Genomic DNA, 26,452 nt, shown 5'->3' with positions numbered 1-26,452 from the left:
CGCCAGGTCGACGGGCCCGGGACGTGAGGTGTACGGGGCGTGGGCTCAGGGCGTTGGCGACGGCTCGCCAGTCAGATCGGGCGGAGCGTCGCGGTGTGGGCCGTCTCCACGGTCACCATGCTGGTGCTCGCGGGGATCCTGCCGGACTTCAAGCTCCAGTCGGCCGACGGCGACAGCGCGACCCGCATCGGCGTCACGGCCGCGTTCGGCGCCGGTGCCTTCGGTCTGCTGTCGGCCCTGGTCTGGCCGCTGCTGGTACGGCTGTTGCTGCTGGTGCCCGCGCTCGTCCTCGGCCTCCTCGTCTTCGTGCTCAACGGCTCGCTGCTGCTGATCGCCCTGCGCATCAACCCCGACGGCGGCCTGCGCGGCCAGGTCGCCCCCGAGACCGCCGTGGTCGTCGCCGCCGTGATGTCCGCCGTCGCCTCCGCCACCGGCGGTGCCCTCGCCGTGCGCGACGACGACGCCTACCGCCGCCGCCTCTACCGCCTCGCCGACCGCCGCCGCAGAGCCCTCCCGCCCGGCCCGTCCTCGCCCGGCACCGTCTTCCTGCAACTCGACGGCGTCGGCCACGACGTCCTGCTCGCCGCCGTGGCCAAGGGCCTGATGCCGACCGTCGCCAAACTCCTCGGCGGCCCCCGCCCCACCCACCGCCTCACCCCCTGGAGCACCGACTGGTCCAGCCAGACCGGCGCCAGCCAGCTCGGCATCCTGCACGGCTCGAACTTCGACGTTCCCGCCTTCCGCTGGTACGAGAAGGACAGCCGGGAAGTGATGGTATGCAATCGACCGACGAGCGCGGCCGAGCTGCAACGCCGCGCCATACTGCATACAGCCGACGGTGGACTGCTCACCGCGGACGGCGCCAGCCGCGGCAACCTCTTCAGCGGCGGCGCCGACGAACAGGCCCTCGTGCTGTCCATCGCCACCCGCCGCCGGGGCCGCGAGAACCGTTCCCGCGCGGGCTACTTCGCCTACTTCTCCGACCCCGCCAACGCCGTCCGCACCGCGATGTCCTTCGTCGCCGAGGTCGGCCGCGAGATCGGCCAGTCCACCCGCGCCCGCCTCACCAAGCAGCGCCCCCGCGTCAAACGCGGCGGCCTCTACCCCCTCGTCCGCGCCTTCGCGACCGTCGTCGAACGGGACGTCGTCGTCGCCGCCGTCATGGGCGACATGCTCGGCGGCCGCACCGCCGTCTACGCCGACCTCGTGGCCTACGACGAGGTCGCCCACCACTCCGGCCCGCGCAGCCGCGACGCCGCCAAGGTCCTCGGGCGCCTCGACCGCGCGCTCGCGTTGATCGCGAACGTCGCCGAGCACGCCCCGCGGCCGTACCGCATCGTCGTCCTGTCCGACCACGGGCAGAGTCCCGGCGAGACCTTCCAGGGCCGCTACGGCCTCACCCTCGGCGACCTGGTGCGGGCGGGCTGCGGGCTGCCCGTGCCGCGCCGGGCCCGCCGCACCCACAGCGGCGCCGAGGCCCGCGCCGCCGTCCGCGCGGCGCTGCGCAGGCCGGCCAAGGAGGGCAAGGAGGGCGACGAGCAGCACCGCGCGGGCCGCCGCTCGGAGCCGATCGTGCTGGCCTCCGGCAACCTCGGCCTGGTCTCCTTCCCCGACGTGCCGCACCGCATGACCAAGGAGGAGATCGACGCCCGCCACCCCGCCCTCCTCACCACCCTCGCCAACCACCCCGGCATCGGCTTCGTCCTCGTCCGCAGCGCCGAGCACGACGGACTCGTCCTCGGCGCCCACGGATTCCAGGTCCCGGTGGCCGAACTCGACGACAAACAGGGCCCGTTGGCGGACTTCGGCCCCGGTGTCGCGGACGCCGTGCGGCGCACCCACTCCTTCCCGCACACCGCCGACATCATGGTCAACTCCTGGTACGACCCCGCCGAGGGCGAAGTCCTCGCCTTCGAGGAGCAGATCGGCTCCCACGGCGGCCTCGGCGGCTGCCAGGGCAAGCCGTTCCTGCTGTCGCCGTACGCCTTCTCGACCCCGGTCGGCGAGGGCGAGGACCTGGTCGGCGCGGAGCACGTCCACCGCGTGCTGCGGCGCTGGCTGGGCGAGTCGAACGGCCCGCAGGTGCCCCTGCCCACGGCGTCGGAGGAGCGGGCCGCCTGAAAATGGGCTGCGCCGGGTGAGCCGCGAGCACACACTGTTCGAGTCCCACTGCCTCGCCCCTCCTCAGGAGCCGCTGCTTTGCAGGCTGCCGTCACCGTCACTCCCGCCCGAATCCCCGAGCTGCTGCTGGGCCTCGCCACGGTCCGCCCCGTCTTCCTCTGGGGTGCTCCCGGCATCGGAAAGTCGTCCCTGGTAAGGGAGTTCGCCCAGTCCCTTGGGCTGGAGTGCGTTAGCCTGCTGGGCACCCAGCTCGCCCCCGAGGACCTGATCGGCGTCCCCCAGATCCGTGACGGACGCTCGGTGTTCTGCCCGCCGGAGGCCATCGCCCGCGACGAGCCGTACTGCCTGTTCCTGGACGAACTCAACGCGGCCACACCGGACGTCCAGAAGGCGTTCTACTCGCTGATCCTGGACCGCCGTATCGGCAGCTACGAACTCCCCAAGGGCTCCATCGTGATCGGCGCCGGCAACCGCGCCACCGACAACGCGCTGGCCCGCCCGATCGCGTCCGCGCTGGTGAACCGCCTCACCCACGTCCACCTGGAAGCGTCCCCCAAGGACTGGCTCGCGTGGGCCGCGGCCAACGGCATCCACCCGTGGATCCTGGACCACCTCACCGACCGCCCCGACCACCTGTGGTCCAAGCCCCCCAAGACCGAGGAACCCTTCTCCACACCCCGCTCCTGGCACATGCTCTCCGACGCGCTGGGCTCCTTCGGCCCCGACCTCGACGAGGACACCCTGAAGGTGATCGCGCACGGCACACTGATGCCCGCCCACGCGGTCGCCTTCTGCGGCTACGTCAAGATCGTGCGCAGCCGCTTCGGCATCGAGGCCGTCCTCAAGGGCGAGGCCCGCTGGCCCAACCGCCTTGAGGACCGCGACCTCCTCTACTACCTCGCCGAGTCCTTCCGGGGCCGCCTCATCAAGGAACTCCCGGTGAGCAAGGACCACTTGTCGGCGAACGGCCTGCAGACCGCGTACCGTGCCAAGTCGCTTCTCGTGCAGCTCGCCGAGATCTCCGTCGAGGTGGCCCAGAGCGTCATCGCCCCGGACGACGACGGCAATCCCCTGCTGCCCGCCTGGTTCCTGATCGAGGCGGCCCGTGACATGCCCCGGCTGGTCGAGGCCCGGCAGTGAGCCGCACCCGGGGAGGCAAGGGGAAGCCGAAGCCGGATCCCGCGGCCGAGGCCTTCGCGGAGGGACTGCGGCTGGTGCGGGCCAACCGCGCGCTCGCCGCCATCGGGTTCAGCGTCTGCCGCAAGGAGGACTGCCCCCGCACACCCGCCGGCGGCCTGGTCGGCGTCGACTCGAACGGCGTGCTGCACGTCCACCCCACCCGCCGGGCCCAACCAGCCGAGTGGGCCTGGGCGATCGCGCACTGCGCCATCCACCTGGGCTTCGGCCACGTCCCGGCCGGGACGAAGCCGCGCGACCAGCCGGACGGTCCCGCCCTCGCGGCGCGGTGCGCCGTCGTCAACCGATTCCTGCTCGGCTTCCCCATCGGCGTCACCCCGGAGGACCTCCCCGCCGCCTACCCCGGCGGCGACGAGGACCAACTCGCCGCCCGCTGGCGCCGCGACGGCATCCCGCCCCTCTACGAGCGCTGCGGAACGGCGGGCGGCGAACCGGACCAGGCGCTCGTGCCCTGGGACACCTGGCAGGGCGGCCAGGCCCCCGACTGGCAGCTGAACTTCGCGAGCGCCCTCACCCGGACCGTCGCCACGGCGATGGACGTGGCGGGCGGCCGGCGCCCCTCGATGCGCGGCGGACCCACCCGACTCCAGCCCTGGGAACGGGCGTTGAGCTGGTTCGTCTCCAACTACCCCCTCCTCGGCGGCATCGCGGCCGGCATCACCCTCGTCGCCGACGCGGAACTCGCCCGCGCCCACGGCATCTCCGTCGCCGCCGTCGACACCGAGGCGGCCGAGATCTACATAAACCCGCTGCGCCAACTCGACGACGAGGAATGGCGGTTCGTCCTCGCCCACGAGATGCTGCACGCCGCCCTGCGGCACGGCGACCGCTGCGGTACCCGCGACCAGCTCCTCTTCAACATCGCCGCCGACTACGTCATCAACGGCTGGCTGGTCGAGATGGACATCGGCACCATGCCCGAAGGCCTCCTGCACGACCCGGAGTTGAAGGGCCTCTCCGCCGAGGAGGTCTACGACCGCATCGCCGGCGACCTGCGCCGTATGCGCCGCCTGGCCACCCTCCGCGGCAAGGGCGCCGGCGACATCCTCGGCGGCCCGCTCGGCAGCGCACGCGACTACGTCGACCTCGACGAGTTCTACCGGCGCGGCCTCGCCCGCGGCCTGGACCTCCACCAGCAGCACGAACGGGGCTTCCTGCCCGGCGGGTTGGTCGAGGAGATCCGCGCCCTCAGCCACCCACCCCTGCCCTGGGACGCCCAACTCGCCCGCTGGTTCGACGAGTTCGTGCCCCGCCCCGAGCCCGTACGGTCCTACGCCCGCCCCTCGCGCCGCCAGTCCTCCACCCCCGACATCCCACGCGCCGGGCACTATTTCCCGCCCGAGGAGGTCGCCCGCTGCACCTTCGGCGTCGTCCTCGACACCTCCGGCTCCATGGGTCACACCCTCCTCGGCAAGGCACTGGGTGCCATCGCCTCGTACGCCGAGGCCCGTGACGTACCGGCGGCCCGGGTCGTGTTCTGCGACACGGCCCCGCACGACGCGGGCTACCTCCCGGTCACCGACATCGCCGGCCGGGTCCGTGTCCACGGCCGTGGCGGCACCGTCCTGCAACCCGGGATCGACCTGCTGCACCGCGCCGACGACTTCCCGCCCGGCGCCCCCGTCCTCGTCATCACCGACGGCTGGTGCGACGTACTGAGGGTGCGCCGTGAACACGCCTATCTCATCCCGCAGAACGCTCGCCTGCCGTTCACCCCACGTGGACCGGTCTTCCGCGTGCGCTGAACCGGAATGTGATCGGATGGCCCCGAAGGACCGCAGGACATCCGCATCGAAAGGACTCATCGTGGCTACCACGCGCACCGCGCACACCGATTGGGAAGGCAACCTGCTGGAGGGCAGCGGCGTCGTCACCTTCGACTCCTCCGGCATCGGCGAGCAGCCGGTGACCTGGGCGTCGCGGGCGCAGGACGCCAACGGAAAGACCAGCCCCGAGGAGCTGATCGCCGCCGCCCACTCCAGCTGCTTCTCGATGGCGCTGTCGCACGCCCTGGCCGGCGCGGGCACCCCGCCCACCCGCCTGGAGACCAAGGCCGACGTGACCTTCCAGCCCGGCGAGGGCATCACCGGCATCCACCTCACCGTCCGCGGCGAGGTCCCCGGCCTGGACGCGGACGGCTTCAAGGCCGCCGCCGAGGACGCCAAGAAGAACTGCCCGGTCAGCCAGGCGCTCACGGGTACGACGATCACGCTGACGGTGGAATCCGCCTGACCCCCGCTTCCCCTCCCGCCTCGATGCCGCGCCCGGAAAACGGGTGCGGCATTGACATTCCGGTACTCAAGTTTTGTGCTGGAGATCGGGCAGCTCCTGGCGGAAGGGGACGGCGATGGGACGTGCGGTCGGGATCGATCTGGGAACCACGAACTCGGTGGTCGCGGTGCTGGAGGGCGGGGAGGCGACGGTCGTCGCCAACGCCGAGGGGGCGAGGACCACGCCCTCGGTGGTGGCCTTCGCCAAGAACGGCGAGGTGCTGGTCGGTGAGGTCGCCAAACGGCAGGCCGTGACGAACATCGAGCGCACCGCGCGCTCGGTGAAACGGCACATGGGCAACACCGCGTGGCGGTTCCCGGACGAGGGCGCCATCGACGGAACGCGGTACCGCGCCCAGGAGCTTTCCGCGCGGGTGCTGCAGAAACTGAAGCGGGACGCGGAGGCCTATCTCGGCGAGGACGTCACGGACGCCGTGATCACCGTCCCCGCCTACTTCGACGACTCCCAGCGCCAGGCCACCAAGGAGGCCGGCGAGATCGCGGGCCTCAAGGTGCTGCGGATCATCAACGAACCGACCGCCGCCGCCCTCGCCTACGGCCTCGACCGCGGCGAGGAGCAGACCGTGCTCGTCTTCGACCTCGGCGGCGGCACCTTCGACGTCTCCCTCCTGGAGATCGGCGACGGCGTCATCGAGGTGAAGGCCACCAACGGCGACACCCACCTCGGCGGCGACGACTGGGACCAGCGGGTCATGGAGTACCTGGTCAAGAAGTTCCAGGGGCAGTACGGCATCGACCTCGGCAAGGACAAGATGGCGCTCCAGCGCCTGCGCGAGGGCGCCGAGAAGGCGAAGATCGAACTGTCCTCGTCCTCCGAGACGACGATCAACCTGCCCTACATCACCGCCTCCGCCGAAGGCCCGCTGCACCTCGACGAGAAGCTGACCCGCGCCCAGTTCCAGGAGCTCACCGCCGACCTCCTCGACCGCTGCAAGACGCCCTTCCACCAGGCGGTCAAGGACGCCGGCATCAAGCTCTCCGCCGTCGACCACGTCATCCTCGTCGGCGGCTCGACCCGGATGCCCGCCGTCACCGACCTCGTCAAGGAACTCACCGGCAAGGACCCGCACAAGGGCGTCAACCCCGACGAGGTGGTGGCCGTCGGCGCCGCCCTCCAGGCCGGTGTCATCCGCGGCGACGTGAAGGACGTCCTGCTCCTCGACGTCACCCCGCTGTCCCTGGGCATCGAGACCAAGGGCGGCATCATGACGAAGCTCATCGAACGCAACACGACCATCCCGACCCGGCGTTCGGAGATCTTCACCACCGCCACCGACAACCAGCCCTCGGTCGGCATCCAGGTCTACCAGGGCGAACGCGAGATCGCCGCGTACAACAAGAAGCTGGGCGTCTTCGATCTCACCGGTCTGCCGCCCGCCCCGCGCGGGGTCCCGCAGATCGAGGTCGCCTTCGACATCGACGCCAACGGAATCATGCACGTCTCCGCCAAGGATCTGGCGACCTCCCGCGAGCAGAAGATGACCGTCACCGGCGGCTCGGCCCTCGCCAAGGACGACATCGACCGCATGATGCGGGAGGCCGAACAGTACGCGGACGAGGACCGCAGGCGCCGGGAGGCCGCCGAGACCCGCAACCAGGCCGAGCAACTCGTCTACCAGACCGAGAAGTTCATCCGTGAGAACGAGGAACGCGTCCCGGCCGACATCAGGCCCGAGGTGGAGGCGGCGGCCGCGGAGGTGAAATCCCTCCTGGAACACGAGGCGGACACCGCCGAGTTGCGCACCGCCGTCGAGAAACTCGCCACCGTCAGCCAGCGGATGGGCCAGGCCATGTACGCCCAGTCCGCCCAGCAGCAACCGACCGAACAGACGGAGCACACCGAGGAGCACACCTCGCCCCCGGAGGAGGAAGGCGTCGTCGACGCGGAGATCGTCGACGACGAACGCGACGCGAAGGGCGGTGCCGCCTAACTACCCGTCCGCTCCCACCCCCGCCGCTCCGGCCGCGGCCCCAACTCCTTCGGGTCGCGGCTGCGGTAGACCACGTACGGGCGGAACAGGTACTGCACCGGTGCGCTGAACATGTGCACCAGGCGGGTGTACGGCACGAGGGCGATCAGCGCCATGCCGATCACCGCGTGGAACTGGTAGAGCACCGGCACGCCCGCCATCAGCTCTGTTTTCGGCTGGAGCGTGAAGAGGCTGCGCGCCCAAGGGGCGATGGACTGCCGGTAGTCGTACCCGTTGCCGGAGGAGTGGGTCAGCTTCGCCACCATGCCCATCGCGATCGCCGCGAGCAGGACGACGTACATCAGCTTGTCGTTGACCGTGGTCGCCCGGAACACGGGTGCGTTCGTACGGCGGCGGTAGAGCAGGAGCAGGATGCCTGCGACCGTGAGGGCCCCGGCCGCGGTGCCGCCGTAGAGCGAGAACAGGTGGTACGTGTGCTCGCTGATGCCGGCGGAGCGGGTCCACGACTCGGGGACGAACAGGCCGACGAGGTGGCCGGCGAGGACGAAGAGGATGCCGTAATGGAAGGCGGGGGAGGCGATGTTGAGGAGTCTCGACTCGTAGACCTGCGAGGAACGCGTGGTCCAGCCGAACCGGTCGTAGCGGTGGCGCCAGAACAGGCCGGCGACGAGGAGGACGAGGGCGAGGTAGGGCAGGGCGCCCCACAGGAACGTGCTCATCGGCGGGCCTCGGTGGGTGTGTTCGGCAGGGTGGCGCAGACGGCGTCCAGGACGGAGGCGTACGGCGTCCCGAAGTCGGCCAGCCGGGCGCGGAGTTGGTCCAGGGCGCCGCGGTACTCGCGGAGCAGGTCGAGGTTGCCGGTGCGGGAGGTGAACTCCAGGACGGCGGGCAGGAAGTCCGGGAGCTCCTCGCCGGTGAACTCCAACTCGTGTGCGCGGTACAGCTCCTTGAAGCGGACCAGGGACATACCGCGCCGCCGGGTGTCGCCGTCGTGCCACCAACTCAGGTACAGGCTGTGCCGGTTCTTGAAGTCGAAGACCTGGACGTAGTGCGCGGCCAGGTCCTGGGCCGGGGTGAGGGCCGCGTGGTCGACGAACTCCCGTAGCTGCGGGGCGGCTTCGCGCAGCAGCGGGAGCCGGGCGCGGAAGTCGTCGTCGGGGTAGGTCAGGCAGAGCGCGGCCGCCTGGTACAGCACAGCGTCCGAGGGCATCAGGCCTCCTTCGCGTCGTGGTCCGGGTCGTCCGCGGTCTGGCGGTCGCGCAGCGCGTGGAAGTTCTCCACCGACACGATCGGCAGCAGTCTGCGGCCCGAGTCCCGGCCGAACGGCCCGTCGCCGCCCATGCCGGGACCGTCGTGGTGGCCGACGCTGCACTCGTCGGGCAGCGCGGACTCCTCCAGTCGCCGTGCGTCACCGACCGCCGCGGTCGGAATCACGTACCGGTCCTCGTACTTGGCGATCGCCAGCAGCCGGTACATCGCCTCGATGTCCGCGGGCTCCATCCCCACGGCCGCCGCCGACGCCGGGTCGGGCTCCTCACCGAGGTTGATGGCCCGCATGTGGGAGCGCATCGCGGCGAGCTTCTCCAACGAGGCCCGCACCGGGCCGACATCACCGGCGGTGAAGAGCTCCGCCAGGTATTCGAGGGGGATGCGGAGCGTGTCGATCGCGCCGAACAGGTTCCCGGCGTCCTCGCCGTCGTGCCCGGTCTCCGTCAGCGCGTCGACCACCGGCGACAGCGGCGGGATGTACCAGACCATCGGCATCGTGCGGTACTCCGGATGCAGCGGCAGCGCCACCCGGTACTCGCTGATCAGCGTGCGCACGGGGGAGCGGCGGGCCGCCTCCATCCAGTCGTGCGGGATGCCCGCCTCCTCGCACGCCCGCCGCACCTCGTGGTCCTCGGGGTCGAGAAACACCCCCAACTGGGCCTCGTACAGAGCCTTTTCGTCCCGTACCTCGGCCGCCTGCGTCACCTTGTCGGCGTCGTACAGCATCACCCCGAGATAGCGCAGCCGCCCCACACAGGTCTCCGAGCACACGGTGGGCAGGCCCACTTCCAGGCGCGGGTAGCAGAGCGTGCACTTCTCGGCCTTGCCGGTCCGGTGGTTGAAGTACACCTTCTTGTACGGGCATCCGGTCACGCACATCCGCCAGCCCCGGCAGCGGTCCTGGTCGACCAGGACGATGCCGTCCTCGGCCCGCTTGTACATCGCGCCGGACGGACAGGACGCCACACAGGCCGGGTTGAGGCAGTGCTCGCAGATGCGGGGGAGATAGAACATGAAGGCCTGCTCGAACTCGAACTTCACCTTGTCCGAGGCCTGTTGGCGGGTCCGCTCCACCATCGGGTCGAAGTCGCCGTAGGCCGGGGCACCGGCGAGGTTGTCGTCCCAGTTCGCCGACCACTCGATCTTCATCGGCTTGCCGTCGAGCTGCGAGATCGGCCGGGCGACCGGGTAGTCGTCGCCGAGCGGGGCGTCGGTGAGGTTCTTGTAGTCGTAGGTCCAGGGCTCGTAGTAGTCCTTGATCTCCGGGAGTTCGGGGTTGGAGAAGATCCCCGCGAGCTTCCGGAACCGGCCGCCGGCCTTCAGCTTCAGCGCGCCGCGCCGGTTCAGCTCCCAGCCGCCGCGCCAGCGTTCCTGGTCCTCGTAGCGGCGCGGATACCCCTGCCCGGGGCGGGTCTCGACGTTGTTGAACCAGACGTACTCCATGCCCCGCCGGTTGGTCCACGCCTGCTTGCAGGTGACCGAACACGTATGGCAGCCGATGCACTTGTCGAGGTTCATGACCATGGCGATCTGGGCCATCGGACGCATCAGTACTCGACCTCCTGGCTGCTGCGGCGGCGGACGACCGTCACCTCGTCACGCTGGTTGCCCGTCGGGCCCAGGTAGTTGAAGGCCCACGACAACTGGGCGTAGCCGCCGATGAGATGGGACGGTTTGAGGATCAGCCGGGTCAGCGAGTTGTGGATGCCGCCGCGCTTCCCAGTGGTCTCCGTGACCGGCACGTTGACCGTGCGCTCCTGTGCGTGGTGCATGTAGACCGTGCCGGCCGGCATCCGGTGCGAGACGACCGCACGCGCCACCACCACGCCGTTGCGGTTGACCGCCTCGACCCAGTCGTTGTCGACCACGCCGATCGCGTCCGCGTCCTGCGGGGACATCCAGATGTTCTGGCCGCCCCGGGACAGGGCCAGCATGAACAGGTTGTCCTGGTACTCGGAGTGGATGGACCACTTGTTGTGCGGGGTGAGGTAACGGACCGTCACTTCCCGTTGCCCGTCCAGTCCGAGGGCCGGTTCGCCGAACAGCCGGTGCATGTCGAGCGGCGGCCGGTACACCGGCAGCGCCTCGCCGAGTTCGTGGATCCAGTCGTGGTCCAGGAAGAAGTGCTGGCGCCCGGTGAGCGTGTGCCACGGCTTGAGCTGCTCGGTGTTCTGCGTGAACGCCGTGTAGCGCCGGCCGCCGGTCTCGCTGCCCGACCACTCAGGCGAGGTGATGACCGGGACCGGAGCGGCCTGCGTGTCGGCATAGGTGACGCGCTTGCCCTCGTGTTCGGCGGCCAGGTGGGCCAACTCCCGGCCGGTGCGCACCTCCAGAGTGCGGAATCCCTGCACGGCCAGGCGGCCGTTGGTGGTCCCCGACAGCGCGAGGATGGTGTTGGCGGCCTTCACCGCCGTGTCGAGGGAGGGGCGTCCCTGGTAGCCGCTGCCGTTCAACTCCCGTAGCTGCTCGACCTCCTGGTCCGGGTGGAGCGCGATTCCCTTGGCGGGCAGGCCCAGTTGTTCCACCAGCGGACCCAGCGCGGCGAACTTGGCGCCGACCGCCGTGTAGTCGCGCTCCACCACGGTGAGCGTCGGCATGGTCTTCCCGGGCACGGGTTCGCACTCGCCGCGCCGCCAGTCCAGGACGACCCCGCCCGGCTGGGCGACCTCACCCGGTGTGTCGTGCTGGAGCGGGGTCGCCACCAGGTCCTTGCGGACGCCCAGATGGTCCACCGCCAGCTCGCTCAGCCGCTCCGCCAGCGCCTTGAACGTGTCGAAGTCGGTCCGCGCCTGCCACGGCGGATCCACCGCCGGCGTGAACGAGTGGACGTAGGGGTGCATGTCCGTGCTGGACAGGTCGTGCTTCTCGTACCAGGTCGCGGCGGGCAGCACCACGTCCGACAGCAGCGTCGAGGAGGTCTGCCGGAAGTCCAGCGACAGCAGCAGGTCGAGCTTCCCCTCCGGCGCCTCCTCGCGCCAGGTCACATCCCGCGGCCGTACGTCCTCGGGTGCCTCCTCGGCCCGCAACGAGGAGTGCGTGCCGAGGAGATGCTTGGTGAAGTACTCGGCGCCCTTCGCCGAGGAGCCCAGCAGATTGGCCCGCCACAGGGTCAGCACCCGCGGCCAGTTCTCCGGCGCGTCCGGGTCCTCGCACGCGAACTTCAACTCCCCGGACCGGAGTTGGGAGACGGCCTCGGCCACCGGGTCGCCGGAGGCCTCGCCCAGTTCCAGCGGGTTGCGGTCGAAGGTCGGATACGACGGCATCCATCCCGTGCGCGCCGACAGGGCGAGGCAGTCCGCGCCCGTCATCCCCGTGAACCGGCCCTCGCCGAGCGGTGAGGCCAGGACGTCGGCGGCGAACCGGTCGTAGCGCCACTGGTCGGTGTTGAGGAACCAATAGGCGGTGCCGATCATCTGCCGGGGCGGCCGGGACCAGTCCGAGGCCGCCGCCAGCGTTGCCCAGCCGGTCGAGGGGCGGCACTTCTCCTGGCCGACGTAGTGCGCCCAGCCGCCGCCGTTTCGGCCCTGGCAGCCGGTGAGTTGGAGGAGGGCGAGGAACGCGCGGTAGATGGTCTCGGAGTGGAACCAGTGGTTGGTGCCGGCGCCCATCAGGATCATGCAGCGGCCCTTGGACCGCTCCGCGGTCCGCGCGAACTCCCTCGCGATCTTCACGCACTTGGCGGCCGGGACGGAGGTGTGCGCCTCCTGCCAGGCGGGTGTGCCCGGGGTGCGCGCGTCGTCGTAGGAGGCCGGCCAGGTGCCCGGGAGACCGTGCCGGAACACGCCGTACTGGGCCAGCAGGAGATCGTAGACGGTCGTCACGAGCGGGCCGTCGGGGCCGCCGAGCCGGGTCGCCGGGACACCCCGGCTCAGTACCTCGCCGCGCCCCTGTCCGTGCTCCCCGCCCTCGGTGTCGAACCTCGGCAGGAGCACCTCCACGCCCGCCGAGACCTCACTGCCGTAGAGGCTCAACTGCGGTTCCACGTCGCCGAGTTCGAGGTTCCATCTGCCCTTGCCGGACTCGGTCCAGCGGAAGCCCAGGGAGCCGTTCGGGGCGACCGCGCGGCCCGTCACCGTGTCCAGGACGAGCGTCTTCCAGTCGGCGCCCTCGTCGGACTGGCCGAGGTCGGCGGCGCGCAGGAACTTCCCCGGGACGTACGCGCCGTCGCGTTCCGTCAGGGTCACCAGGAAGGGCAGGTCGGTGAACTGCCGTACGTAGTCCGCGAAGAAGGGTGTCTCGCGGTCGACGAAGAACTCCTTGAGGATCACGTGCCCCATCGCGAGGGCCAGCGCGCCGTCCGTGCCGGGGTGCGGGTGCAGCCACTCGTCGGCGAACTTGGCGTTGTCCGCGTAGTCGGGGGCGACGACCACGACCTTCTGCCCCCGGTAGCGGGCCTCCGCCATCCAGTGCGCGTCGGGCGTGCGGGTCACCGGGACGTTGGAGCCCCACATCATCAGATACGCGGCGTCCCACCAGTCGCCCGACTCCGGCACGTCGGTCTGGTCCCCGAACACCTGCGGGGAGGCCACGGGAAGGTCCGCGTACCAGTCGTAGAACGACAGCATCGGGGCGCCGATCAGCGAGTGGAAGCGCGCGCCCGCCGCGTGCGACACCATCGACATCGCCGGGATGGGGGAGAAACCGGCGATGCGGTCGGGGCCGTACTCCTTGATCGTGTGGACGTGTGCGGCGGCGACGATCTCGACCGCCTCGTCCCAGCTCGCCCGGACCAGACCGCCCTTGCCACGCGCCCGCTGATAGCGGCTACGGCGCGCGGGATCGTTCTGGATGTCGGCCCACGCGGCTACAGGATCCTGTATGCGATTTTTCGCCTCCCGGTACATCTCCAGCAGCACGCCCCGGACGTACGGATACCGCACCCGGGTCGGGGAGTACGTGTACCAGGAGAAGGCGGCACCGCGCGGGCAGCCGCGGGGCTCGTACTCGGGGCGGTCCGGACCCACCGACGGATAGTCCGTCTGCTGGGTCTCCCAGGTGATGATGCCGTCCTTGACATACACCTTCCACCGGCAGGAACCCGTGCAGTTCACGCCGTGCGTGGAGTTCACGACCTTGTCGTGGCTCCAGCGGTCCCGGTAGAAGGCGTCCGCCTCCCGGCCGCCCGCCAGCCCGATGCTGTGCAGGTCGGGCGCCGCCGTGCCCGGGCGGAAGAACCGTCCGGCCCGCAGCAGCGCCGCCCCCGGCTCGGTGGGCGGTGTCCGCGTGTCCGTCACCTGCGCTCCCTTGCTCGCCCGTGGTGTCGAACCTAGGGCGGGGCAGGGGAGCACACCCGTTCACCGCAGCCGTACGGGTCAGAGCCCGCGGACGCGGGGATCAGACCTTGCGGGCGACACCGCCGTAGACCGGGACGATGCCCTCCGCCTGGGCGGCCACGTCCTCCGGCTCCGGACGCCAGCCGTAGACGGCGATGACTCCCGGCCCGAGCAGCTCCAGACCGTCGAAGAAGCGCGAGAACTCGGCCAGCGAGCGCGGGTAGAACGGGGTGCCGCTGCGCCGGAAGTGCTCGGCGGCCTGCGCGATGGCCTCGGGGCTGAGATCCGCGGTGACCTGCGACAGCGTCAGACAGCTGCCCGGGACGAGGACGTCGACGTACCGCTTGACCAGGCCGTACACGTCGTCGCCGTCGGTGGCGTCGCCCAGATAGTGGGTGAGCGCGACCAGCGACAGCGCGACCGGCTGAGTGAAGTCGAGGCTCTCGCCGGCCAGCCGCAGGATCGTGTCCGGGTCACGGACGTCGGCGTGCACGTACTCGGTGCTGCCCTCGGCCGAGCCGTGCAGCAGTGCCTCCGCGTGCCGCAGCACGATCGGGTCCTTGTCCGCGTACACCACCTTGGCGTCCGGGGCGACGCCCTGCGCCACCTGGTGCAGGTTCGGCTCGGTGGGGATACCGGTGCCGATGTCCAGGAACTGGCGTATCCCGGCCTCGGCCGCGGTACGCGTCGCCCGGTGCATGAACCGGCGGTTGGCCCGCGCACCGCGCACCGCCGTGCCGTCCGAGGCGAGGATACGGCGCGCCAGCTCCTCGTCCACCGGGTAGTTGTCCTTGCCGCCGAGCCACCAGTCGTACACCCGCGCGGGATGCGGCCGGCTGGTGTCGATGCGGGTGGGCGCGGCTTCGGATCCGGTCATGCGGTGTCGTCTCCTCAGGAGTTCGGGTCGTTGTGCCGGGCCGTGCTGCCGAGCTGTGCTCAGAAGTTCTCGCGGTAGTCCCGCAGGATCTTCTTGGTGCGCTGTGCGGACGCGGCATGCGCCGTCATGTGGTCGAGGACCTCCAGATGCGCGGAGACCTCCGTACGGGAGTCCAGGTACAGGGCGCCGGTCAGGTACTCGGTGAACACCATGTCGGGCAGCTCGGGTTCGGCGAAACGGAACAGCGAGAAGGGGGCGTACGTCCCCGGGTGCGGGCCGTTCTCGAACTCGGCGACCTGGAGCGTGACCCGGTCGCGCTCGGTGAACTCCAGAAGTTTGTCGAGCTGTTCGCGCATCACCTCGCCGTGGATGCTCACCGGGCGCCGCAGTACCGTCTCGTCCATGATCACCCACAGGTGCGGCGGACTGTCCCGCTCCAACAGCCCCTGGCGCGCCATCCGCAGGGACACATGCCGCTCGATGGTCTCCGGGCCGGCCTGCCCGATCGTCCCGGCCTCCAGCACGGCACGCGCGTACGCCTCGGTCTGCAACAGGCCGGGCACGAAGTGCGGTTCGTACGAACGGATCAGCCCGGCCGCGCCCTCCAGGCTCACGTACAGGCTGAACCACTCCGGCAGCACATCGTGGAACCGCTGCCACCAACCCGGCTGGTTCGCCTCCTCGGTGAGCGCGACGAACGAGCCGGCCTCCTCCTCGGGCACCCCGTACAGGGTCAACAGCACCTGCACGTACGGCACCTTCAGCGCGACCTCGGCCATCTCCATCCGCCGTACCGTCGCCGGAGCCACCCGCAGAGCCTGCGCGGCCTCCTCACGCTTGACGCCGGCCGCCTCACGCAGCTCCTGCAGCCTTCTGCCGAGCACCACTTGACCCACAGTGGGCGCGGGCCGCCGCTCACTCACGCCACGCCTCCCCACGCGCCGAAGTCTGGGGGAAGTGTGCCATGTTCCAGCCACTCTCTCAGCGGTTCCGAGGTGATCACCGTCAGCGCCCCAGCGTCTGGAGGTACTTGGCCGTCGCCGGGTCGGCCGGAAGGAACGTCTCGATCGCCAGCTCCGAGACCGTCACGTCCATCGGGGTGTTGAACGTGGAGATCGAGGACACGAACGACAGCACCCGGCCCGCGTGCTCGATCCGCATCGGCAGCGCGAAGTACGGTACGGAACCCGCCGGTTCGTCCCCGTCGTCGGCCGCCTCCGGCACCGGATACCCGGCGACCTCCTCATGCAGCTCCCGCAGCGCCTCGGAGCGGTGCAGGGCGATCTGCCGCTCCATCTGCGCGAGGAGATGCCCACGCCACTCACCCAGATTGCGGATGCGCGGCGCCATCCCCTCGGGGTGCAGCGTCAACCGCATGGCGTTGAGCGGCGGTTGGAGCAGATGCTCCGGTACACCGTCCAGCAGCATGGTGATGCCCCGGTTCGCCGCGACCACGTCGTACCTCGCGTCGACCACCAGCGCCGGATACGGCTCGTAGCACCGGATCAGCCGCTCCAGACCCTCGCGCAACGCGCCCAACGCCGGGGCGTCCAGCGGGGTCTCGGGATAGCGCGGGGCGTAACCGGCCGCCAGCAGCAGGGAGTTGCGCTCCCGCACCGGCACCTCCAGGTGCTCGGCCAGCCGCAGCACCATCTCCTCGCTCGGCCGGGACCGCCCCGTCTCGACGAAGCTGATGTGCCGTGCCGAGGAGTCGGCCCGCAGCGCCAGCTCCAGTTGACTGACCCGCCGCTGCTCCCGCCAGGCACGCAGCAGCGGGCCGACACCCTTGCCGACAGGGGTGGCGGCGGAGGCGGCGGTGCCGGTCGCGACAATGGTCATACGGACGACCGTAGTCGAAGGAGCACACACGTGAACGAGTTGAGGAACCCGTCCGGGGAGGCCACGGCGGTGTACCGGGCCAGAGTCCGGGGCTGCCTCCTCGGCGGGGCCGTCGGCGACGCCCTCGGCTACCCGATCGAGTTCACCTCCCTCGACCGCATCCGCGCGAGCCACGGCCCGCGCGGGGTCACCGGGTACGCGCCCGGCGCGCATGGAGCACGGGGTCTGATCAGCGACGACACGCAGATGACCCTCTTCACCGTCGAGGCCCTGACCTTCGCCCTGGGGCGCGAACGGGAGAAGGGTATCGGCGGCGCCTGGCCCCTCCTGCTGCTCCAGGCGTACCAGCGGTGGCTGGAAACCCAGTCGAAGCCCGCACCGGGCGAGGGCGTCACGGGCGGTCTGCTGGCCGAGCCCTGGCTGTACGCCCGCCGAGCCCCCGGCAACGCCTGCCTGTCCGGAGTCGCGCAGGCGTACGCGCCCGACCCGGGGCTCGTCCTCGACGGCACACCGGGACCCGTCAACCCCGACTCCAAGGGCTGCGGCACGGTGATGCGCTCGGCCCCCTTCGGCCTGGGCACCACGGCCGACCGTGCCTTCGCCACGGCCGCCGCCGGCGCGCAGATCACCCACGGCCACCCCACCGGCTACTACGCGGCGGGCGCCCTCGCCGCCATCGTGGCGCACCTGGTCGCCGGGGACTCCCTGGAGGGCTCGGTCCTGCGCGCGCTACGGCTCCTGGAGCGCCACCCCGGCCACGAGGAGACCTCCGCCGCCCTCCACCAGGCCCTCGACCTGGCCGCCGAGGGCTCGCCCAGCGCCGAGAAGGTCGAATCCCTCGGCGCGGGCTGGGTCGCCGAGGAGGCCCTCGCCATCGGCGTCTACAGCGCGCTGGTGGAACGCGACGTCAAGGCCGCGCTGCTCCTCGCCGTCAACCACTCCGGCGACAGCGACTCCACCGGCTCCATCTGCGGCAACCTCCTCGGCGCCCGGCACGGCGACCACGGCCTGCCGCACCAGTGGGTGCGAGGCGTCGAGGGCCGCGCCACCATCGCCGCCCTCGCCGACGACCTGGCAGCCGAATGCGTACCGCGCTGACCTCCGGGCACCCGTCTGACCAGGGACGCAGCCACCCACCTGTGGCACGCTGAAGAGAGACCGACCCCGACGAAGGAGCGAGGCCATGCCCGTCGTACCGCTCGCGCAGAAGGAGATCGGGGACCGCCTCGCGGAACTCCCCGGCTGGTCCGCCGACGCCGACCGCCTCACCCGCACCTACCGGCTCGGCTCGCACTTCGCGGCCACCGCGATGGTCGTCCACATCGCCCAGGTCCAGGAGGAACTCGACCACCACTCCGACCTCACCCTCGGCTACAACACCGTCTCCCTCACCGTGAACACCCACAGCGTGGGCGGCGCGATCACCGAACTGGACTTCCAACTCGCCCGCAGAGTAGAGGACTTGGCCCCGGGACACGGAGCGGACTGAGCGGACACGAAGGAAAGGGACGGGACGCCAGGACGACGGGACACCAGCGCGTGCTCGACTACGACAAGGAAGCCGACGCCTACGACGCCACCCGCGGCGGCGAGCCCCGCGCCGCCGCCGCTGCCGAAGCCGTACTCGATCTCGTCCCCGGGCAGGCCCGACGCCTGCTGGACGTGGCCTGCGGCACCGGCATCGTCACCCGCCGCCTGGCCGCCGCCCGCCCCGGGCTGCGGGTCACGGGTCTGGACACCGCACCGGCCATGGCCCGCACGGCGGCGACCCGGCTGCCCGGCGCGATACTCCTCGCGGACAGCCGCCGACTCCCCTTCCCCGACGGGGTGTTCGACGTCGTCGCCACCGTCTGGCTGCTGCACCTGGCGGACGGCCCGGCGGACGTCAGGGCGATCATCACGGAGTGCGCACGGGTCCTGCGACCGGGCGGGGTGTACATCACCACGGTCGACAAGGCCGCCGCCCACGACGTCGGCAGCGACATCGACACCGTCCTCGCGTCCCGTCTACGTCGCCCGGCCCAGGACCGCGCCGATCAAGTCCGTGCGCACGCCGCCGAGTTCGGCCTCCACCCGGCCGGCTCGGGCCGCTTCCGGGGGCACGGCCAGGGCCGCAGCCCCCGGAGCACCATCGCGGACCTGCGGCGCGGCTGGTTCACCATGCTCACCCCCGGCGACCCACTGACCGAGGGATTCGCCGCCCGTCTGCGGGAACTGCCGGACCAGGAAGTCCCGCGCGCCGACCCGGAGTTCACCCTGCTGGCGTTCCGGAAGCCGTCCGGGTGAACTCCATCGTCCAGTTGGTCACCCAGGTCTCCCCGCCGTCCACCGAGAACGCCTGCTCCCAGCGGGCGCCGGTCCCGCTGATCCCCGACCACACGAACCGCACCCGCACGTCCTTCCCGTCGTGGGTGTCGTCGCCGTGGAACGCGCCCCGGCCGTCCTCGAACCGCCCCGTCACCGGCGGGAACAGCTTCCCGCTGAGGCTCGACGACCAGCTCAGGGACCACTGTTCGGTCTCCCGGTCGAAGAGCCGCAGGGTCAGCCCCTTCGACCCCAGATACGGCAGGTCGATCTCGTCGACGTTCGCGTCGCCGTCGAAGAGCGGCCAACAACGACTGACTCCCGTGAACTCCACCCATTCACTGTCGGGTTGAAGGAAGTCGGTGCGGCGACGGTGGAGGACCTCCCACTCGCCGTGGAAGAAGTCGAAGTCGCGCGGGCTGCTCATGAGCGGTCTCCAGTGGTCGCGTCGGGCAGGGAGTCGGTCAAGTAGGCGTCCAGGTCCGGCACTTCGGGCGCGAGCAGATGCCGTACCCAGGCGTCCCGTTCGTGCAGGATCGGCGGCAGCTCCCAGACACAGCCGATCCACGGCAGGTCGGGAGTGATGAAGTGCGCCGGGTCGCGGTCCGGGCAGCCGAGCACGGGCTGGCCCGCCGACGCACCCCGGAAGTGCAGAACGTTGTCCCACACCCAGCTGTAGGCGTTGAGATAGGCGCCGTCGTCACCACCCTGGTGCAGCACGACGAAGGTGGCCGGCGGAGTGCCGTCCGGCTCCGGCAGCAGCTTCGGCAGGATCGCGTACGCCGCCTCCTCCACCTCGGGCGCGATCCCGGCGGCGTCGGCGGTGACGTGGTAGCGCTTGATGTGCCGCCCGGCCACCACGATCGGTGGTGGCACGGTCAGCAGTTTCTCCGTGAAGGGCATGGCAGGACGCTAGGACCGGTCCACTGACATCCTGTGTCAGTGAAGTCCAGCCGACTCGTCTCGATCCTCCTGCTGCTGCAGACTCGCGACCGGATGACGGCCGCGGAACTCGCCGAGGCACTGGAGGTCTCCGTCCGCACCGTCTACCGGGACGTCGAGGCGCTGAGCGCGGCGGGCGTCCCGCTGTACGGCGACGCGGGCCACGCCGGCGGCTACCGGCTCCTCGGCGGCTATCGCACCCGTCTGACCGGCCTCACCCGGGACGAGGCCGAGGCCCTGTCCCTCGCGGGCGTACCGGGACCGGCCGCCGAACTGGGCCTCGGCCCGTTCCTGGCCGCCGCCCGGCTGAAGGTCCGCGCCGCGCTGCCGGCCGAGCTGCGCGAGCACGCGGACCGGATCAGCGACCGGTTCCACCTGGACGCACCGGGCTGGTACGCGGATGCCGACGACACCCGGTTTTTGCATACAGTCGCCGACGCCGTATGGAACAACCGTGTTCTGTATGCCATGTACCGCCGCTGGCGCGAGCCCACCGACGTGGAGCGCCGACTGGAGCCGTACGGCCTCGTGCTGAAGGCGGGCCGCTGGTATGTCGTCGCCGGCCCCGGGCCGCGTACCTACCGCGTCGACCAGATCCTCGAACTCACCCCCTCCGACGACGAGTTCACCCGGCCGGACGACTTCGACCTGGCCGCGTACTGGACCGCCCACCAACGCGACTTCCACGACCGCCTGTACCGGGGCGAGGCGGTGGTCCGGCTGGCACCCGGCGCGACCCTCGCCCGGGCGGTGCCCCTCGGCGGAGAACCGGAGCCGGACGGCTGGACCCTGATGTCGGTCCCCATCGAGTCCGTCGACCACGCGCTCGGCGAGTTCCTGCGCCTCGGCACGGACATCGAGGTCCTGTCTCCGCCCGAGCTGCGCGACCGCATCACCCGCACCGTCGCCGAACTGGCCGAAAGGTACGGCAACTTGCTCACGGACAGCGGCGACTGAGGCTCCAGAACCCGTCCGTCCGCTCAGGAGGTACCTCCCGTGAGCCACCCGCACCCGCATGTGCACCCGCCGCACCGGTACCGCAGACGAAGCGCCGTACTCGCCGCGCTGACCGCCGCCGCAGCCCTGGTCCTCGCCGGGCTCACCACCGGCGGCACCGCCCAGGCCGCCACCGCCCGCCAGGTCGAAGCCCTCGACCGCGGGGTCGTCAGCGTCCACACGGACAGCGGCAACCTGGTCAGCTGGCGCTGGCTCGGCACCGACCCCGACACCGTCTCCTTCAACGTCTACCGCGCCGGTACGAAGGTCAACGCGACCCCGATCACCGGCTCCACCGACTACTTCCACGCCGGCGCGCCCGCCCAGGCCGACTACACGGTCCGCGCGATCGTCGGCGGCGTCGAACAGGCCGACTCGGTCCACGCCATCCAGTTCCGCACCGGCTACAAGGACGTCCCCATCACCCCGCCCGCCGGCGGCACGACCCCCGACGGCGTCGCGTACACCTACGAGGCCAACGACGCCTCCGTGGGCGACCTCGACGGCGACGGACAACTCGACTTCGTCCTCAAGTGGCAGCCCACGAACGCCAAGGACAACTCCCAGTCCGGCTATACCGGAAACACCATCCTCGACGGCGTCAAGCTCGACGGCACACGCCTGTGGCGCATCGACCTGGGCCGCAACATCCGCTCCGGCGCGCACTACACACAGTTCCAGGTGTACGACTACGACGGCGACGGCAAGGCCGAGGTCGCCATGAAGACGGCCGACGCCACGGTCGACGGAACCGGCACGGTCATCGGCAACTCGGCGGCGGACTACCGCAATTCGAGCGGCTATGTGCTGTCGGGCCCCGAGTACCTGACCATGTTCAACGGCCAGACTGGTGCGGCGATGGGCACCGTCGACTACGTCCCGTCGCGCGGCACGGTCTCCTCCTGGGGCGACTCCTACGGCAACCGCGTCGACCGATTCCTCGCCGGAACCGCCTACTTGGACGGCAGCCGCCCCTCGCTGATCATGGCGCGCGGCTACTACACGCGCACGGTGATCGCCGCCTGGGACTGGCGGAACGGCGCCTTCACCCGCCGCTGGACCTTCGACACCAACTCCTCGACCAACACCGGCAAGGGCTACGACGCCCAGGGCAACCACCAGTTGGCGGTCGCGGACGTCGACGGGGACGGCAAGGACGAGATCGTGTACGGCTCGATGGCCGTCGACGACAACGGCTCCGGCCTGTGGACCACCAAGAACGGCCACGGCGACGCCATGCACGTGGGCGACCTCGACCCGTCCCGCCCGGGCCTGGAGGAGTTCAAGGTCGACGAGGACTCCTCGAAACCGTCCTCGTGGATGGCGGACGCGAAGACCGGCGCGATCATCTGGTCCACGCCCGCCAACGGCGACAACGGCCGTGGTGTCTCCGGGGACATCTGGGCGGGCAGCGCGGGCGCGGAGTCGTGGTCGTCCCACGCCGACGGCGTCCGCGACCCGCAGGGCACGGTCGTCGCCACCCGCAAGCCCGGCAGCGTCAACTTCCTGTCCTGGTGGGACGGCGACCCGGTCCGCGAACTCCTCGACGACACCCACATCGACAAGTACGGCACCACCGCCGACACCCGCCTGCTGACCGGCTCCGGCGTCCACTCCAACAATAGCACCAAGGCGACCCCGACCCTGTCCGGGGACATCCTCGGCGACTGGCGGGAGGAGGTCGTCTGGCCCACCACGGACAACACGGCGCTACGGATCTACTCCACGCCGTACGAGACGACCACCAGGATCACCACCCTGCTCCACGACACCCAGTACCGCACAGCCCTGGCCTGGCAGAACACCGCCTACAACCAACCACCTCACCCGAGCTTCTACATCGGCGACGGAATGCCGACGGCACCCCGGCCGACCGTCTACACGCCGTAGCTCCCGAGGGGAACCGGCCGGCTCAGCTGAACCCGCCACTGAAGTCGGAGTTCAGCTGGGCCGAGCAGATGTTGTAACCGCCCTGCGCCTGACCGGACTTGGTTCTGCCGTCGATGGTGATGGAGCAGTGGATGTTCCCGCCGCCCTGGAGCTGGGCGGTGACCTGGTAGTACAGGGCGTCACTGTTCACGGTCAGGGTCTTCGTCATGGGCAGGCCCTTGCCCTGGAGGTTGGTGCCGTCGCTGCCGTAGGTGATGTCGACACCGGAGGGCGCGCTGCCCCACACCTTGAAGAGAGCCTTGCCCGAGGGGGCCTCGTCACTGCTCGTCGCGGCCTTCGTCGCCTTGGCCTTCGCGGTCTTCGTGACCGAGACGGTGGTGGTGACAGTGATCGTGGGCGCGGGCTCGGCCTTGGCGACCTTGGCGGCCTCGGGTGTGGCGGTGACCGTCTCCGTCACGGCAGGCTCGGCACTCGTGTTGCCGCTGTCACCACCACCGCCGCCGCCCGCGACCCCGATCACCGCACCGAGTGCGAAGAGGGCGGCGGCGGCAGGGATGGCCACGTGCTTGCGGGCCCATTTCGGCCCGGTCGGCGCCGGCGGTGTCGGCGCGGGGCCGTACGAGGGCGGCATGGGCGGCGGTGGCGGCTGGTACGACATATGGGGTCCCCCTGGCGATTAGTTGGGGGTTGAACTTAACGCCCGAAATAAGGGTGGCGTGAGATGCGTGAAGAAGAGGTGACTAATTTGTGATGTCGAAGTGGAGGGCGCGCACCGATGAGGTGCGCGCCCCTGGTGGGACCACTACCCCCTGCTCAACTCACCGTGCAACTCTGATCGCCCACCTTGAACGCGCCCGGCTTCGTGTTCACCCCCGACCAACTCCCCGTGAACCCGAACCCCACCGACGAACCCGCCGCCACCGTGCCGTTCCAGCTCACGTTCTTCGCCGTCACCGTCGCGCCCGACTGGGTGTAGTCGGCGTTCCACAGTTGGCCGATCCGCTGGCCGTCCGCGAAGGACCAGTCAAGTGACCAGCCGTTCCAGGTGGTTGAGCCGGTGTTGGTCACCTGCACGTCCGCCTGGAAGCCGTCCGTCCACTGGTTCGTGATCCGGTACGAGACCGAACAGGCGCCGGTCGGCGTCGGATCGGTCCCGCCGCCACCCCCGCCGCCGCCGTCACCGGCGTCGGACGAGTCGCCGTAGACGACCCCGCGACCGTTCGTCGACACGTACACCCGGCCGTACACCCGAGGGTCACCGGTGATCGCCGCTCCGGTCCAACCCCACTGGTGGGCATCGTCGTTGATGCGGGTCCAGGTCGCGCCCTTGTCGGTCGAGCGGAAGATGCCGCGTACGCCGCCGATCTTCGCGCTGGTGTAGAGCGTCTGGTACGAGGCGCCGGTCGCCGCCTTGCCGAAGCCGATGGTGTCGGCCTGGTCGACGTTCGCGAGCTTGGCGAAGGTGGCGCCGCCGTCCGTGGAGTGCCACAGCCCGTACGCCCCGTCGCTCGCACCGCCCGCCAGCCAGACGTCCCCCTTCGTGCCGGGCAGCGCCTTGAAGCGCACGCTGTCACCACTGGGCAGCCCGGTCGCCGACGACGCGGTGAAGGTCGCCCCGCCGTCCGAACTGACGTAGAACTTGCCGGACTTGAAACCGTAGAAGGTCTTCGTGTCGACCCGGTCCGACTCCACGACCGCACCCGCCGGAATACCGCTCGACGCCGACCAGGACGAACCGAAGCCCGTCGTGTACTGCACCCCCGCACCCGCCGGACTCCACACGAACCGGCTCCCGTCGGCCGCCGCGGCCACCGTCCCGCCACCGCTCACACCCGAAGGGTCGCTTCCCGCGAACCAGTTGGCGCCGTTGTCCGTCGAGAACGCGATGTGCGGCCCCGAGTCCAGATCGCCCACGCGCACCACGGTGTTCGGGTTGCTCTCCGCGAAGTCCAGGCTCGTGGTCGTCGTGAAGGTCGGCGAAGTGAACATCATCGAGGGGACGTTGGTCAGATCCGTGTGCCGGAACCCGCCGATGTCGCCCAGCGCGCTGAGGAGTTGGGCACCGCCGGACGGGGGAGCGGCGAGGTCGTTGACGGCCGTCTCCTCCAGCCCCCGCACCATCGGCTGCACCGTGAACTGGCCACCGCTGTCCCAGTTCGTGAGGTTCTCCGTGCCGTAGAGCGTCGCACCCGTCCCGTACATCATCCGATTCGAATCGAACGGGTCGATCTCCAGCGACTCGGTCATCCACCCGAGCTTCGGGCTCTGTTCGGGCGGCGACGGATTCGCCCCGAAGGACAGCCAGGGCACGGACGACACGTCCATGGTGTAGCGGTTGGAACGGTTGGGATACGACGTGTAGTCCCAGGCCTTCGTCCAGGTGCCGCCGCTGTCCGTGGAGCGGAAGATCTGCGTGTCCGGCCACCAGGAGCTGTACGCCGTCGCCATCACGGTGCCCGGATGCTGCCGGTCGACGGTCAGCCCGCTGTAGCCGAAGTAGGTGTCGGCGTCCGCGACCGGGCTGATGTTCGTCCACGTACCGGTCGCGGTCGCGTACCGCCACAACTGGCCCTTGCCACCGTCGTACGGACCGCCCTTGTCGCTGTATGCGATGTACAGATAACCGTTGACCGCATCCAGTACACCCTTGTGTGCCAGATAGCCGGTCGGCTGCCCGGCCACCCGACTCCACGTCGCGCCCGCGTCCGTCGACCGGTACACGGCGTTGGCCTGGTCGGCGACCCCGACGTAGATGGTCTTCGTGGCGCTGCCGGACGTGCCCGTCGACTCGTCGAAGGTGACCCAGACGATGCCCTGGTTGTCGCTCGCGTAGCCGCTCGTGTCGGTCGGATCCTGCGCGTAGTTACCGACGTTGGGGAAGTTCGTCACCTGCGACCAGGTGACCCCGGAGTCCGTGGACCGCCACAGCCCCTTCCCGCTGGGCGCGCCCAGATACAGCACGCTGTCCTTGTTCGGATCGACGGCCAGCCGCTCACCCATACCGCGCCCGGGCATGTTCCCGCCGAGCTTGAACGGCAGATCGGTCTTCTGCCAACTCGCGCCCCGGTCCGCCGACCTGAGCACGGCCCCGTTCGTCGGATCCCAACTGTTGGTGTACGTACCGACAGCCGCGTACACCTTGTCCGGATCGACCGCGTCGGACGCGAGGCTCACCACCCCGGTGTGCCCCCACTCGTCCCACCCCACCGAGTCCAGCAACGGAGCCCACGTCTTCGTCGACTCCTGCCAGCGGTAGGCGCCGCCGATGTCGGTACGGGCATAGGCGAGGTTCTTCTCGGTCCGGTTGAAGACGATGCCCGGCACGAAACCACCGCCGTCCATACGGGCGTTGTGCCAGGTGTACGTGTCGGCCGCGAGCGCCGCCTTCGACGCGTTCGCGGCAAGGGCGGACGGACTGCCGGCCAAAAGACCGGCGGCAAGCGCCACAACCGCCATGAGAATGCGGGTTCTTCGCACGAGGGGTCCTCTCGTGAAGAGAAGAGGGAAAAGGCACGAGCACCG

The 26,452-nt window shown here is 70.4% G+C and carries 21 protein-coding genes; 10 read left to right on the top strand and 11 right to left on the bottom strand.

All coding sequences use genetic code 11. The annotated features are described in order from the left end of the window. Window positions 1–39 precede the first annotated feature (39 nt). The 5 genes from AB0M63_RS06235 to dnaK all read left to right on the top strand — a co-directional run bounded on the left by AB0M63_RS06235 (window position 40) and on the right by dnaK (window position 7,540). Window positions 40–2,121, top strand: a complete 2,082-nt coding sequence (locus AB0M63_RS06235; RefSeq protein ID WP_366018589.1) for a phage holin family protein — start codon at window positions 40–42, stop codon at window positions 2,119–2,121. Window positions 2,122–2,199: 78 nt separating this feature from the next. Continuing rightward, the gene (locus AB0M63_RS06230; RefSeq protein ID WP_366018588.1) at window positions 2,200–3,261 is read left to right on the top strand and encodes a MoxR family ATPase; all 1,062 of its coding nucleotides are present in this window, start codon (window positions 2,200–2,202) and stop codon (window positions 3,259–3,261) included. Then, window positions 3,258–5,063 (top strand): hypothetical protein, encoded by a 1,806-nt coding sequence (locus AB0M63_RS06225; protein ID WP_366018587.1) that lies wholly within the window; start codon window positions 3,258–3,260, stop codon window positions 5,061–5,063. Before AB0M63_RS06230 ends, AB0M63_RS06225 begins: the two co-directional genes overlap by 4 nt. A 61-nt stretch (window positions 5,064–5,124) precedes the next feature. Then, window positions 5,125–5,550, top strand: coding sequence for an OsmC family protein (locus AB0M63_RS06220; RefSeq protein WP_355918798.1), 426 nt, complete (start codon window positions 5,125–5,127; stop codon window positions 5,548–5,550). Between the two features lie 115 nt (window positions 5,551–5,665). Then, window positions 5,666–7,540 carry a molecular chaperone DnaK gene (gene dnaK, locus AB0M63_RS06215; RefSeq protein ID WP_355918801.1) on the top strand — a complete coding sequence of 625 codons (1,875 nt, stop codon included), beginning with the start codon at window positions 5,666–5,668 and terminating at the stop codon, window positions 7,538–7,540. On the opposite strand, the gene narI is transcribed toward dnaK, so the two are convergent. The 7 genes from narI to AB0M63_RS06180 form a co-directional block, all read right to left on the bottom strand. Further along, entirely contained in the window at window positions 7,537–8,259 is a 723-nt protein-coding gene (gene narI / locus AB0M63_RS06210; RefSeq protein WP_355918804.1) for a respiratory nitrate reductase subunit gamma, read from the bottom strand. The genes dnaK and narI overlap by 4 nt on opposite strands. After that, complete coding sequence (narJ, locus tag AB0M63_RS06205) at window positions 8,256–8,750, bottom strand: nitrate reductase molybdenum cofactor assembly chaperone (protein ID WP_355918807.1); 495 nt, start codon at window positions 8,748–8,750, stop codon at window positions 8,256–8,258. Before narJ ends, narI begins: the two co-directional genes overlap by 4 nt. Further along, window positions 8,750–10,357: a nitrate reductase subunit beta gene (gene narH / locus AB0M63_RS06200; protein WP_366018586.1), complete on the bottom strand. Its 1,608-nt coding sequence runs from the start codon at window positions 10,355–10,357 to the stop codon at window positions 8,750–8,752. The genes narJ and narH overlap by 1 nt, the downstream gene beginning before the upstream one ends. Beyond that, window positions 10,357–14,043, bottom strand: a complete 3,687-nt coding sequence (locus tag AB0M63_RS06195; protein WP_366018585.1) for a nitrate reductase subunit alpha — start codon at window positions 14,041–14,043, stop codon at window positions 10,357–10,359. Before AB0M63_RS06195 ends, narH begins: the two co-directional genes overlap by 1 nt. Before the next feature lie 100 nt (window positions 14,044–14,143). Next, window positions 14,144–14,959 carry an SAM-dependent methyltransferase gene (locus AB0M63_RS06190; RefSeq protein ID WP_366018584.1) on the bottom strand — a complete coding sequence of 272 codons (816 nt, stop codon included), beginning with the start codon at window positions 14,957–14,959 and terminating at the stop codon, window positions 14,144–14,146. Between the two features lie 59 nt (window positions 14,960–15,018). Continuing rightward, window positions 15,019–15,882 (bottom strand): helix-turn-helix transcriptional regulator, encoded by an 864-nt coding sequence (locus AB0M63_RS06185; RefSeq protein WP_366018583.1) that lies wholly within the window; start codon window positions 15,880–15,882, stop codon window positions 15,019–15,021. 82 nt (window positions 15,883–15,964) lie between these two features. After that, window positions 15,965–16,798 (bottom strand): helix-turn-helix transcriptional regulator, encoded by an 834-nt coding sequence (locus tag AB0M63_RS06180; RefSeq protein WP_366018582.1) that lies wholly within the window; start codon window positions 16,796–16,798, stop codon window positions 15,965–15,967. 30 nt (window positions 16,799–16,828) lie between these two features. On the opposite strand from AB0M63_RS06180, the gene AB0M63_RS06175 reads away from it, so the two are divergent. The 3 genes from AB0M63_RS06175 (at window position 16,829) to AB0M63_RS06165 (ending at window position 19,084) form a co-directional block, all read left to right on the top strand. Further along, on the top strand, window positions 16,829–17,896 hold the full coding sequence (locus tag AB0M63_RS06175) for an ADP-ribosylglycohydrolase family protein (RefSeq protein ID WP_366018581.1): 1,068 nt from the start codon (window positions 16,829–16,831) through the stop codon (window positions 17,894–17,896). Between the two features lie 85 nt (window positions 17,897–17,981). Beyond that, window positions 17,982–18,287, top strand: a complete 306-nt coding sequence (locus AB0M63_RS06170) for a 4a-hydroxytetrahydrobiopterin dehydratase (protein ID WP_366018580.1) — start codon at window positions 17,982–17,984, stop codon at window positions 18,285–18,287. Window positions 18,288–18,337: 50 nt separating this feature from the next. After that, a complete protein-coding gene (locus AB0M63_RS06165) occupies window positions 18,338–19,084 on the top strand; it encodes a class I SAM-dependent methyltransferase (RefSeq protein WP_366018579.1) in 747 nt (248 codons plus the stop codon). Here AB0M63_RS06165 and AB0M63_RS06160 read toward each other — a convergent pair. Together AB0M63_RS06160 and AB0M63_RS06155 are read right to left on the bottom strand one after the other, a co-directional pair. Continuing rightward, window positions 19,050–19,529 carry a hypothetical protein gene (locus AB0M63_RS06160; RefSeq protein WP_366018578.1) on the bottom strand — a complete coding sequence of 160 codons (480 nt, stop codon included), beginning with the start codon at window positions 19,527–19,529 and terminating at the stop codon, window positions 19,050–19,052. The genes AB0M63_RS06165 and AB0M63_RS06160 overlap by 35 nt on opposite strands. Beyond that, the gene (locus AB0M63_RS06155) at window positions 19,526–20,005 is read right to left on the bottom strand and encodes a hypothetical protein (protein ID WP_366018577.1); all 480 of its coding nucleotides are present in this window, start codon (window positions 20,003–20,005) and stop codon (window positions 19,526–19,528) included. Before AB0M63_RS06155 ends, AB0M63_RS06160 begins: the two co-directional genes overlap by 4 nt. A 39-nt stretch (window positions 20,006–20,044) precedes the next feature. Here AB0M63_RS06155 and AB0M63_RS06150 point away from each other — a divergent pair, with 39 nt between their 5' ends. After that, window positions 20,045–21,001 (top strand): YafY family protein, encoded by a 957-nt coding sequence (locus tag AB0M63_RS06150; RefSeq protein ID WP_355918840.1) that lies wholly within the window; start codon window positions 20,045–20,047, stop codon window positions 20,999–21,001. A gap of 39 nt (window positions 21,002–21,040) precedes the next feature. Continuing rightward, on the top strand, window positions 21,041–22,930 hold the full coding sequence (locus AB0M63_RS06145) for a rhamnogalacturonan lyase (RefSeq protein ID WP_366018576.1): 1,890 nt from the start codon (window positions 21,041–21,043) through the stop codon (window positions 22,928–22,930). 22 nt (window positions 22,931–22,952) lie between these two features. Here the strand turns inward: AB0M63_RS06145 and AB0M63_RS06140 are convergent, their stop codons facing one another. Both AB0M63_RS06140 and AB0M63_RS06135 read right to left on the bottom strand, forming a co-directional pair. Then, window positions 22,953–23,588, bottom strand: coding sequence for a hypothetical protein (locus tag AB0M63_RS06140; RefSeq protein WP_366018575.1), 636 nt, complete (start codon window positions 23,586–23,588; stop codon window positions 22,953–22,955). Window positions 23,589–23,743: 155 nt separating this feature from the next. Further along, a complete protein-coding gene (locus AB0M63_RS06135) occupies window positions 23,744–26,407 on the bottom strand; it encodes a cellulose binding domain-containing protein (protein ID WP_366018574.1) in 2,664 nt (887 codons plus the stop codon). Window positions 26,408–26,452: the final 45 nt, after the last annotated feature.

The sequence above is a fragment of the Streptomyces sp. NPDC051576 genome (assembly GCF_040681835.1).
Classification (GTDB): Bacteria; Actinomycetota; Actinomycetes; order Streptomycetales; family Streptomycetaceae; genus Streptomyces.
Note: the sequence above shows the minus strand (reverse complement) of the source record. Positions and strands in the feature narration are given on the sequence as shown.